The following is a 9,625-nucleotide window of genomic DNA, read 5'->3' on the forward strand; positions in this document are numbered from 1 at the left end:
GCGCCGAAGCGCTCGGCCACCGCGTCGACCGAGTCGCGGATGTCGGCCACCGAATGCGCGTCCATCGCCAGGCCGATGGCATCGAGCCCGGTGGCGCGCAAGCGCGCGGCCAGTGCATCGGCCTTGTCAAAGCTGCGGCCCGACACGGCCACACGCGCGCCGGCCAGCGCCAGGCCCCAGGCCACCGCTTCGCCGATGCCGCCGTAACCACCCGGCACATAGGCCACGCGGCCGCGCAGGTCGAAGAGGCCGGCCAGGCTCTGGATGAAATCCACCGGGATGTCTACGCTGTTGCTCATCGCATCAGTCCATCAACAGGCCGCCGTTGAGATCGAGGATCTCGCCGGTGATGAAACCCGACAGCGGCGACGCCAGAAAGCGCACCGTGTGCGCAAACTCTTCCGGCTCGCAAAAGCGGCCGACCGGGATCTGCTTCAAGAGCTCCTGGCGCTGCGCCTCTGTCAACTGCTCGGTGATCATCGGCGTATTCACATAAGCCGGCGCGATGCCGTTGGCCGTGACGCCGAAGGCCGCGAGTTCGCGTGCGAGCGAGAAGGTCAGCGCGCTCATCGCGCCCTTGCTCACCGAGTAGGCCGTGCCGGCGGTCAGCCCACCGGTCTTGGCTGCGAGCGAGCTGGTGTTGATGATGCGGCCCCAACGACGCGCCTTCATGCCCGGCACCACGGCTTGCGCCCAGTACATGGCGCCATCGAGGTTGGCACCCATCACACGCCGCCACTCGCTGGCGCTGGTGGCTTCGATCTTGTTGTTGGACAGGATGCCGGCGTTGTTGACCAGCACGTCGACCGGCCCCAGCCGCTGCTCGATCAGTGCGTGAGCGGCCTGCACCGCCTGCGGGTCGCTGATGTCGCAGGGCACTGCCAACACGGCCTTGCCGTAGGCGCTTTCCAGCGCTGCCATCGAGGCCGTGTTCACGTCGACCAGCGCCACGCGGCAACCGTCTTCGATCAGGGCCGCCACCACGGCGCGGCCCATGGTGCCGCCGGCGCCCGTCACGAGTGCCACTTTGTCTTTCAATGGATAGGGAGTCATGTGTCGAGAACGCTTTTCTTGCCAAACAGACCACGGGAGCGGAACGTGACCACCGCGATGAACAACAGGTACATGGACATCAGCGACCACTCCGACGCATACGCGCCGGTGAGCCCGACCACCAGCCCCACCAGCAGCCCGGCGACCACCGCGCCCCACAAGGAGCCCACGCCGCCGAGCACGATGATCAGGAAGGCCGGCACGACGGCGTCGACACCCACGTGCGGGCGGATGCCCCAGATGGGCGCCATCACCACACCGGCGATGGCGGCGAGCGCCACGCCGAGCGCAAACACTGCGGAGCGCAGCCGCCCGAGATGGATGCCGAGCGCACGCACCATCTCGCTGTCGTGCGCACCGGCCTTGATGATGGCGCCGTAGGGCGTTTTCTCCAGGAACAGCCACAGCGCAAAGATCGCCACAATGGCAAACACGCTGGCAAACACGCGGTAGCGTGAATAGACCAGGTCACCCATCATGAACGCGCCCGAGATGGCCTGCGGCAGCGCCATCTGCTGCTCGTTGGAGCCCCAGGTCACGCGGATCAGCTCTTCGATCACCAGCGCGGCGCCGAAGGTGAGCAAGAGGCCGTAGAGCGGGTCCTTGCCGTAGGTGCGGCGCAGGCACAGCTCGAGCAGCAGGCCGAACAGGCCCACCAGGATGGGCGCGAAGAAGAGCGCGATCGCGTAGCGCGTGCCAATCGGCAGGCTCATGTAGGCGGCCTGCGTCTCAGGGAACCAACCGAGCTTGGGTGCCAGCAAGAAGAGCGCGGCATACATGCCCAGCGCAAACAGAGAGCCATGCGCGAGGTTGATGGTTTCCATCACGCCGACGATGAGCATGAAGCCGAGCGCAATCAGCGCAAACAGCAACCCGAGCGAGATGCCGTTGATGAGGTGGGGAACGAGGTCCATGGTGCAGGGGGGCGGTTCAGGGTTCGAGGATCAGGGTTCAAATGACGGTGTGGCGGCGTAAGACTCGAGCGAACACTGCTGCAGGCTCGCGCGGTCTTCCACCTCGTTCGGTGGCAGCCGCCCGAGGATGCGGAACAAGTCGTCGTCTTGCCGCGGGCGGTCGTTGTAGGCGGCCATGTAGATGGTCTGCTGCAGCTGGTGGGTCTGCGGGTTCATGTAGGCCTCGTGGTGCTGCATGCGGTCCAGCGCGGGGATGCGCAGGCCTTCGAGCGCCTTGATGAGCTTCAGGTTGTGGGTGCTGCCGGTGCGCTCGATCGTGCGCAGCAACTCGCGTGTGGCCATGTAGCCGTTGTAGAACACGTTGCCCGGCACCTTGATGCGGTAGTCGGCCTGGCTCTTCTGGTAACGCGCCACGAACTCCTTCACCCCCGCGAGGCCGAGGCCCCAGTACCAGGTGGTGCCGAAGATGCCGAACAAGGCTTCGCGGCCGAGGCCATACACATCGGGCCAGTCCTGCTGGTTGTTGATCCAGCCGAAGCCGCGGTCCATGCCGTTCTCGCGCACCTGGCGGCGCAACACTTTCAGGTCGTCGCCGCCCACGGCGGTGGCGATCACGCCTGGCTTGAGCGCGCGGATCTTGTTCAGCACCACGTTGAAGTCGGTCGTGTTCTGCGGCACGACCAACTCTTCCAGGATGCGCCCGCCATTGCCTTCGACGATGCCGCGGATGCCGCTCGCCGTGTTGCGTCCCCAACCGTAGTCGCTGGTGACGAGCACCCAGTCGCGGCCGAAGCCGGTCATGGCGCCCTTCACCACCGAGATGGAGAAGTTGGTGCCATTGCCGTCCCAGACGAACTTGGTGCGGTGGCAATCCTTGCCGGCTTCGGTGGGCGAGCTGGAGTTGGTGTTGAAGTAGATGCAGCCGTGTGACTGCGCCACCTTCGACATCGCACTCGCCACACCCGAGTGCACACCGCCCAACAAGAAGGCGACCTCTTGCTGGCGGATCAAACGTTCGGCCACCGGGCCTGCGATGGCCGGGTCACCGCCGGTGTCGGTGTGCACAACCTCGATGCGACGGCCAAGCACGCCACCACGCGCGTTGGCCTCGGCAATCGCCATGCGCATGCCGCGCTGTTCGTCCTGGCCACTGGCCGCGTACTGGCCGGTGTCGTCGGTGGCCAGGCCGATCAGCAACGGCTTCTTCGCCTTGCTCTGGGCCCAGGCGTGATGCACCGACCAGGGGCCGAAGCAGCCCACGGTGGCAGCACCAGCCACCTGGATCAGGCGGCGGCGAGAAGTTGACCTGGCCAGCATGGCGGCACGCGGCTGTCGTCGTGCTTACTGCTGGTAGCTGGGTGTGGCGTCGTACGACTCCAGCTTGCAGGTTTTGATCGAGTCCTGGTCGACGACGTCTTTCGGGTCGGTCCAGGTGAGGATCTTGAAGATGTCGTCCTTCTCGGCTGGCTGGTCGTTGTAGCTCGCCATGTAGATGGTCTGCTGGCACTGGTGGGTGATGGGGTCGATCCAGGCGTCGTAGTGCTGCATGCGGTCGCGCGCGCTCATCTTGCGGCCTTCGAGCTTCTTGATCACCGCGATGTTGTTGGTGGTGCCGGCTTCTTCCACACAGCGCAGCAGCTCGCGCGTGGCCATGTAGCTGTTGTGATACACGTTGCCCGGCACCTTGATCGCCATGCCCGGGTACTGCTTCTGGTACGCGGCCACGAACTCCTTCACGCCCGGCAGGTCGAGCCGGTAGTACCAGCTGGTGCCGAACACACCGAAGATGCTTTCTGCGCCCAGGCCATACACATCGGGCCAGTCTTGCTGGTTGTTGATCCAGGCCATGCTCTTTTGCATGTTGAGCTGCACCACCTGCTGGCGCAGCGCCTTGATGTCGTCACCACCGATGGCGGTGGCCACCGCGTTGGGCTTGAGCTGCTGCAGCTTGAGCAGGTACGACGAAAAGTCGCGTGTGTTCTGCGGCACCAGCAGCTCTTCGACGATCTTGCCACCATTGGCTTCGACGATGGCGCGGGTCGAGTTCGAGGTGTTGCGGCCCCACACGTAATCGTTGGTCAGCAGCACCCAGTTCTTGCCGTTCACCTTGATCGCGTTCTTGACGATGGCGTGGGCGAAGTTGGTGCCGTTGCCGTCCCACACGAACTTGGTGCGGTGGCAGTCCTTGCCGGCTTCGGTGGGCGAGCTGGAGTTGGTGTTGAGGAAGATGCAGCCGTATTTCTGCGCCACCTGCGAGATGGCGTTGGCCGCGCCCGAGTGCAGCGCGCCGATCATGAAGGCCACTTCATTGCGGGTGATCATGCGTTCGGCCACGCGCGAGCCAGTGGCCGGCGTGGTCTCGGTGTCCATGTGCAGCGCCTCGATGCGCCGGCCCATCACGCCGCCCTTGTCGTTGTATTCCTTGATGGCCATCATCGCGCCCAGGCGCTCTTCACCGCCGCTCGCGCCGTACTGTCCCGAGGCATCCATGGTCAGGCCGATGGTCAGCGGCTTGGGCGTGGCGGCCTGCGCCCACACGCGGTTGTGCGCCCACGGGCCGAAGAAGGGCGTGGCACCGGCGAGCGTGATGCCGGTGGCCTTGAGCAGGCTGCGGCGGCTCACTTCGGCTTTGGCGGGCATGGCAATGGGGGAAGTTTTGTTGTCGTCGTTCATGGCGTTGTCTCCAAGGGCGGTGGGATGCGGCGGAGTGATCCCCGCTCGCACGGGTTAGTGATCAGCGAGGGACGAACTTCACATTGCTGAGTTGCTCTTGCACCTCGAGCAGCGAGGCGATGAACTTGTCGCCGTAGCCGAGGTTCGCGGCCTGCACGAAGCTCTGGTGCGCGGCCTCGGCGATGAAGCTGCTGGTGGGCAGCATCTCGGTCAGGTGGGTGTAGTAACGCAGGTCTTTTTGCGCATTGCCGATGGCGAACTTGAGGCCACCGAGGTCGCCTTGCAGCGCGCGGCCCACCATCATCTGGAAGATGCCGGAGTTCACACCACCGGCCGAGATCACGTCGAACACCTTCTGCAGCGACAAGCCCGCCTTGGCGGCGGTGGCCATGGCCTCGGCGATCGCGGCGGCCTGCGTCATCGCGAGCATGTTGTTGACCAGTTTGAGCACATGGCCGTGGCCGGGTGGGCCGACGTGGATGATGTTTTCGCAGAACGCGGCGAACACCGGGCGCAGCGCCTCGAAGTCTGCGTCTGCTGCACCGACCATGGTGTTCAGGCGCCCCTCTTCGGCCTCTTTCGGCGTGCGCGCGAGCGGCGCGTCGATGAACTTCACGCCCTTGGCGGCAAAGTCGTTGCGGATGCGTGTGCTTGATGCCGGCTCGGCGGTCGAGGTGTCGATCACGGTCAGGCCCGGGCGGGCGGCGGCGAGCAGGCCGTCGGTGCCGTAGACGATCTCTTCGACCTGCGGTGAGCCGGTCACGCACAGGATCACGATGTCGGCCTGTGCGAGCGCGGCGCGGGTGTCCACTTCCACCGCGCCCGCGTCGAGCAGGTCTTGCAGCGTGCTGCGGTTGCGGTGCGCCTGGAAGCTCAGCGCGTAGCCCTTCTTCAGCAGGTTCTTGGCGATGCCGTGGCCCATCATGCCGAGGCCGATGAAACCGATGGTGGGGTTGCTGCTCATGCTGTTTTCTCTTTGGCGGTGGGGGTGACAGTGGGGATGGGGGGCTGGGGTGCGTCGCTGCGCGCGTTGCACCACAGGTGGATGAGTCGTTGGTAGCGGGTGGCCACCTCGTCGATCACGCCGGCGTCGTTCAGCGTGCCGGCAAACCAGGCGGCGGCCGCGTCGGCAAAGAGCGAGCGGCCGACCGCGAAGCCCTTGCACAGCGGCTGGCCGGCGGCGGCGCGAAAGCCCTGCGACAGGTGGTCTTCACTCGCCTCCAGGCCGAGCAGCAGCACACCACGGCAATGCACGTCGTTGTCGGTGATGACGGTGTTGATGTGCTGCCAGGCCGCGCGCTCCAGCGGCGGTGGCAGCTTCCACCAGTCGGGCCACACGCCGGCGGCGTAGATCTGCTTCATGGCGCGCGCCAATGTGTCAGCCTGCGCCGGCATGTCGCGCGGCGGGATCACTTCGACCAGCAACTCGTGGCCGGTCTGGTTGCAGGCGTCGGCCAGCTCGACCACCGTGCGCAGCTGCTCTTCACGCAGCGCGTCGGCATCGTCGGGGTGGTAGGCCAGCAGGCACTTCACCACGTGCTCGCCCGGCCAGGTGCGCAGCGCCAGGCCCACGTTGGCGCCGTCTTCGAAGCGCAGCGGGCGTGAGCCGGGCAGCTCGACCGGGCGGGCCACCCACCAGCCCTGGCCGGTGAGCGGGGGCAACACGTCTTCGCCGTAACGTCCGTCGATGATCACGCCGGGGGTCGGGAAATCGCAGTCCGCTGCCGCTTCGTGGCGCGCGGCGTCGTAACCCTGGCGCGCGGCTTCGGCCACCAGCTGCTTGAAGCTCGCGATGCGGTTTTTGCTTTCAGCGGCGCTCACACCGTGGCGCGCCGCCAGTTCTTCGAGCTGGGCGCGGTGGTCGAAGGCCAGCACCCCCAGCGTGCCCCAGCGGCGCGAGCGGGTCGAGGCGCGGTGCAGGTGCTCTAGCACCGGGTCTTCACGCAGGCGGCGGGTGGGCGAACCGTGGCGCAGGAAGTGGGTGAGTTCGACCCAGCTCGGCATGGCCGGTGCGCAGCCATGGCGTGAGACGACGATCGCGCCGCAGGCGTTGGCGTAGCTCAGTGTTTGGGGCAAGGGCTCGTTGCGCACCCAGCCGCGCAGCAGGCCGGCCATGAAGGCGTCGCCCGCGCCCAGCACGTTGAACACCTCGACCGGGAAGCCTGGACCGGTGACACCGTCTTCCACGCTCGACGGGATAGGGCCTTCGAAGGCCACACAGCCCATCGGCCCGCGCTTCATCACGATCAACGCCTTGGAGACCTCGCGAATGCGCCTGAGCGCCGCCAGGTTCTCGCTGAAGCCGCCGGCGATGTGGATCTCTTCTTCGGTGCCGACGATCAGGTCGCACAGCGGCAGCACCTTCTGCAAATGTGCGCTGACCTGGTCGGATGGCACATAACGCTGCTCACCCAGGCCGGGCGCGGTCAGGCCCCACAGCACCGGGCGGTAGTCGATGTCGAGCGCCACGCGCGTGCCGTTGGCGCGGGCCGCCTGGATGGCGCTCATGCAGGCGTCGTAGGTCTGTGAGTTGGAGAGGTGCGTGCCCGAGATCAGCAGCGTCTTGGCCGAGGCCACGAAGGCGGGGTCGACGTCGGCCGCCGAGAGTCCCATGTCGGCGCACTGCTCGCGGTAGAACACCAGCGGGAAGGTGTCGCGGTCGCGAATGCCGAGGAAGACGAGTGCGGTGAGGCGCTTCGGGTCGGTGCGCACCTGCGAGACGTCCACGCCTTCGGCGACCAGCGACTCACGAACGAAACGGCCGTTGTGTTCGTCGCCCACACGAGTCAGCATGGCCGCCTTGAGGCCCAGACGCGAGGCACCCACCGCGGTGTTGCACGGCGAGCCGCCCAGGTACTTGGCAAACGACTGCACGTCTTCCAGCCGCCCCCCGATTTGTTCACCATACAGATCGACCGCCGCGCGGCCCATGCAGATCAGTTCCAGTGCGCGCATTCAGCGGCCTCCCTTGCCGTTGGTCGGTCGTTTTGTCTTGGGTGCCGTCTTGGTGGCCGGCTTGGCGACGGTCTTGGCGGCACCGCGTGCCGACTGCTCCGTGAGTTGGTGACCCGTGCTCACCACCACCGCCTGCGCCAGGCAGAGCGGCGCCACCAGCGAGCGGAAGGCCTTCTCGGAGCCGAGGCTGAGCTCAAAGCACACCCGGGCCGACGGCTTGAGTGGCGACAAGGCGCTGTCGGTGATGGCGATCACCGGGATGCCGCGCGCATGCGCCGCGTTGGCCGCGTCGATGACTTCTTGCGAGTAGCTGTGGAAGCTCGCGACCAGCAGCACGTCTTCGGGTTCGACGTTGTTGAGCGAATTGGCGAGCATGCCGCCCAGGCCGTCGAGCAGGTAGGTCTTGAGCTCCAGCTGGCTCAGCGCATAAGCCAGGTACGAGGCCACCGGGAAAGCGCGGCGTTGCGCCAGCACGTGCACATGGCGCGCCGCGCAGATGAGCTGAGCGGCGCTGGTGATGTCGGCCTCCGACACGTTTTCTTCGAGCTGGCCCAGCTCGGACACCGCCTCGCCCACGAACTGGTGCAACACACCCGTGCCGCCGTTGTTCGCCTTGCCATGGCGGCGCAACTGGTCGATGCGCTCGCGGTAGCTGACCGAGCGCTCGACCAGGTGTTCGCGAAACACGCCCTGCATCTCGGAGAAGCCACCAAACTCGAGTGCGTTGGAAAAACGGATCAGCGCCGACGGCTGCACACCGGCCGCATCGGCCACCGCCGCCACGGTGCCGAGCGCGAGCTCGTTCGGCTTGTCGAGCGCAAAGCGCGCAATGAGCTGCAGCTGCTTGGGCAGCGTCGGGTAGACGCGTGAAATGGCGTCTTTCAGGTCGTCGTAGTTCAGTGCGGCTGTCATCGGGTTTTCACAGGTGTCAAACACATCAAGTACAGAACAAACGTTCTTGCATGAACGAAGAATAGAACATACATTTCATCCTGTCCAGCCTTTATTTCATTTGACCCATGTCCACACAAACCCGACCTGCCCCGCTTGTCACCACCCCGATGGTGTTCACCGTGGCCCTGCTGGCCAGCACACCTCTGTGGCTGAGTCAGGTGGGGCTCTATCAGTACCTCGCGCTCGAAATCATGATCTGGATGATGTTTGCGCTGGGCCACAACCTCTTGCTCGGCTACGGCGGCCTGCCTTCGTTCGGGCACGGCGCCTATTTCGGTGTGGGGGCCTACGCCTTTGGCCTGCTGCAGCAGCGTGCCGACGCCGGGTTGCTCACCGGCTTGCTCGGCGCCGTGCTGCTGAGTGCCGTGGCCGGCATGCTGGTTGGGGCCTTCATCTCGCACAAGCGCGGCATCTACTACGCGCTGCTCACCATCGCCTTCGGCCAGGTGTTCTGGTTTGCGGCGGTCAAGCTGCACGCCATCACCGGGGGTGAAGACGGCTTGCTCAACATCAAGCGGCCCGATCTCTCGCTCGGTTTCATCGACATCAAGCTCGCCAGCAACGAAGCCTTCTTCTACTTTGCGCTGGTGCTGTTTGCGCTGGTGCTGGTGGCGCTGTGGCGGCTGATCCACTCGCCCTTTGGCCGTGTGCTGCGCGCCATCAAACAAAACGAGATGCGCGCCGCCTTCGTGGGCCACAACGTGTGGCTCTACAAGTGGCTGGCGTTCACCTTGTCAGCGAGCGTAGCGGGCCTGGCGGGTGCGCTGTTTGCGATGGCCCAGCAGTCGGCCTACCCCAACGTGATGAGCCTGCACAACTCGGGCTTCGTGGTGATGATGGTGCTGATCGGTGGTGGCCTGGTGAGCTTCTGGGGCCCGGTGATCGGCGCGCTGGTGTTCATCCTGACGCGTGACTTGCTGGGGGCCTACACCGAGACCTGGCTGCTCTGGTATGGCTTGGTGTTCATGGTGATGGTGCTGTTCCAGCCCGACGGCGTGGCCGGTGCGTGGCAGAAAGCGCGGGCCCGTTTGGCGCGGCGCAAACAACCCGCTCCCGCACCCTCCCTCAACCACACC

Annotated in this window: 9 protein-coding genes; 1 reads left to right on the plus strand and 8 read right to left on the minus strand. The window is 65.8% G+C overall.

The window, feature by feature from the left end; all coding sequences use genetic code 11:
* From RMO40_RS24320 to RMO40_RS24355, 8 genes are all read right to left on the minus strand, one after another.
* Positions 1-299: SDR family NAD(P)-dependent oxidoreductase (locus RMO40_RS24320; RefSeq protein ID WP_309726340.1), on the minus strand; the 299-nt coding region annotated here is incomplete at its 3' end.
* 4 nt (positions 300-303) lie between these two features.
* Positions 304-1,053, minus strand: a complete 750-nt coding sequence (locus tag RMO40_RS24325; RefSeq protein WP_309726346.1) for an SDR family oxidoreductase — start codon at positions 1,051-1,053, stop codon at positions 304-306.
* Positions 1,050-1,967, minus strand: a complete 918-nt coding sequence (locus RMO40_RS24330; RefSeq protein WP_309726348.1) for a branched-chain amino acid ABC transporter permease — start codon at positions 1,965-1,967, stop codon at positions 1,050-1,052. Before RMO40_RS24330 ends, RMO40_RS24325 begins: the two co-directional genes overlap by 4 nt.
* Positions 1,968-1,997: 30 nt before the next feature.
* Positions 1,998-3,284: an ABC transporter substrate-binding protein gene (locus RMO40_RS24335; RefSeq protein WP_309726350.1), complete on the minus strand. Its 1,287-nt coding sequence runs from the start codon at positions 3,282-3,284 to the stop codon at positions 1,998-2,000.
* A gap of 24 nt (positions 3,285-3,308) precedes the next feature.
* Entirely contained in the window at positions 3,309-4,640 is a 1,332-nt protein-coding gene (locus RMO40_RS24340) for an ABC transporter substrate-binding protein (protein ID WP_309726352.1), read from the minus strand.
* Positions 4,641-4,701: 61 nt separating this feature from the next.
* Positions 4,702-5,604, minus strand: coding sequence for an NAD(P)-binding domain-containing protein (locus RMO40_RS24345; RefSeq protein ID WP_309726354.1), 903 nt, complete (start codon positions 5,602-5,604; stop codon positions 4,702-4,704).
* A complete protein-coding gene (locus RMO40_RS24350; protein ID WP_309726356.1) occupies positions 5,601-7,595 on the minus strand; it encodes a bifunctional 5-dehydro-2-deoxygluconokinase/5-dehydro-2-deoxyphosphogluconate aldolase in 1,995 nt (664 codons plus the stop codon). The genes RMO40_RS24345 and RMO40_RS24350 overlap by 4 nt, the downstream gene beginning before the upstream one ends.
* Positions 7,596-8,507 (minus strand): SIS domain-containing protein, encoded by a 912-nt coding sequence (locus tag RMO40_RS24355; protein WP_309726358.1) that lies wholly within the window; start codon positions 8,505-8,507, stop codon positions 7,596-7,598.
* 107 nt (positions 8,508-8,614) lie between these two features.
* Here RMO40_RS24355 and RMO40_RS24360 point away from each other — a divergent pair.
* Positions 8,615-9,625, plus strand: a 1,011-nt coding sequence (locus tag RMO40_RS24360; protein WP_309726360.1) for an ABC transporter permease subunit, incomplete at its 3' end; no start/stop codon positions are given.

Source organism: Rhizobacter sp. (assembly GCF_031412075.1).
In the GTDB taxonomy this organism is placed as follows: Bacteria; Pseudomonadota; Gammaproteobacteria; order Burkholderiales; family Burkholderiaceae_C; genus Rhizobacter.

Bases quoted from the DNA above. Each gene is read 5' to 3' on its own strand.
- RMO40_RS24325 (WP_309726346.1), bottom strand. From the start codon at position 1,053: ATGACTCCCTATCCATTGAAAGACAAAGTGGCACTCGTGACGGGCGCC.
- RMO40_RS24330 (WP_309726348.1), bottom strand. From the start codon at position 1,967: ATGGACCTCGTTCCCCACCTCATCAACGGCATCTCGCTCGGGTTGCTG.
- RMO40_RS24335 (WP_309726350.1), bottom strand. From the start codon at position 3,284: ATGCTGGCCAGGTCAACTTCTCGCCGCCGCCTGATCCAGGTGGCTGGT.
- RMO40_RS24340 (WP_309726352.1), bottom strand. From the start codon at position 4,640: ATGAACGACGACAACAAAACTTCCCCCATTGCCATGCCCGCCAAAGCC.
- RMO40_RS24345 (WP_309726354.1), bottom strand. From the start codon at position 5,604: ATGAGCAGCAACCCCACCATCGGTTTCATCGGCCTCGGCATGATGGGC.
- RMO40_RS24350 (WP_309726356.1), bottom strand. From the start codon at position 7,595: ATGCGCGCACTGGAACTGATCTGCATGGGCCGCGCGGCGGTCGATCTG.
- RMO40_RS24355 (WP_309726358.1), bottom strand. From the start codon at position 8,507: ATGACAGCCGCACTGAACTACGACGACCTGAAAGACGCCATTTCACGC.